2 protein-coding genes are annotated in these 1,032 nt (G+C 37.9%); both read left to right on the top strand.

Going from position 1 to position 1,032, the window contains the following annotated elements:
• Positions 1-388: 388 nt before the first annotated feature.
• Positions 389-673 carry a BrnT family toxin gene (locus F6K37_RS44245; protein ID WP_044492669.1) on the top strand — a complete coding sequence of 95 codons (285 nt, stop codon included), beginning with the start codon at positions 389-391 and terminating at the stop codon, positions 671-673.
• Positions 648-908 (top strand): BrnA antitoxin family protein, encoded by a 261-nt coding sequence (locus F6K37_RS44250; RefSeq protein WP_008182423.1) that lies wholly within the window; start codon positions 648-650, stop codon positions 906-908. The genes F6K37_RS44245 and F6K37_RS44250 overlap by 26 nt, the downstream gene beginning before the upstream one ends.
• Positions 909-1,032: the final 124 nt, after the last annotated feature.

Here is a 1,032-nt window from a genome sequence, read left to right on the forward strand (position 1 = left end):
AGTCTTCATCTGAGATGCCCAACCTATCCAGGATATTAATTTCGGTAGGGTTTATCGTAAGCCTATGGGCTACGCGCACGCTACTTGAGGTGCTATCAGCGTGTCGCGTATCAGCTGAGTGCTTACGGTTTGTTTTTCCACACAAATAATTCTAGCGTTTTTCATAATTATCAGAGCCATTTGATTTACTTCACCTTACTTCATACTCCTACTCCCTAGGTAAGCAATAAGCTATCAGCATATCTAGCCAATGCACAGGGCAATTTTTTCTTGCGCTTACCCTAGAATGCGATCGCGTCCATATACCATTTACCGGAAAGTGGAATAGAAACCAAAAACTAAATTTTATGTTATAAGGCTTGTATATACAAAAAGTATATACAAATTAATGGAATTTGAATGGGACGAAAACAAAAACCGACAAAATAAGCAAAAACATGGCATCAGCTTTGAAGAAGCACAGGAAATATTCTTTGGAATCGTTTTTACGTCAATTGATGAACGATACGATTATGATGAAATCAGAGAAATTAGCATCGGTTCCATACAAGGCGTTGTCATTGTCACCGTAGCCCACACTGAAAGAAACAGCAAAATTCGCTTAATTTCTGCTCGAAAAGCTACCCCTAAGGAAAAGAGAAAGTATTATGAGTATCTCGCCCAAACGACTTGAAGAAATCAAAACTATTCCTGACTCTGCCATTGATACCTCAGATATACCTGAGTTAGACGATAATTTTTGGGAAAATGCCAAAATAGTTAAACCGATTACTAAAAAAGCGATTTCTATTCGCTTAGATAGTGACATCATAGACTGGTTCAAAAGTCAAGGAAAAGGCTATCAATCATCAATTAATAACGTTCTTCGTACTTATGTTAATCATCAACGACAGAAAAGTAATCATTGATGGTAAAATTATTCCCTTCATGTCAGCTAATTCGTAAGCTATCAGCTATCAGCGTGTCGCGTATCAGCTGACCGCTTACGCTAATTTTAGCCGACATATCCCCTATGGGTTATACCAGTCATAA

This window comes from Moorena sp. SIO4E2 (assembly GCF_010671945.1).
GTDB classification, from domain to species: domain Bacteria; phylum Cyanobacteriota; class Cyanobacteriia; order Cyanobacteriales; family Coleofasciculaceae; genus Moorena; species Moorena producens.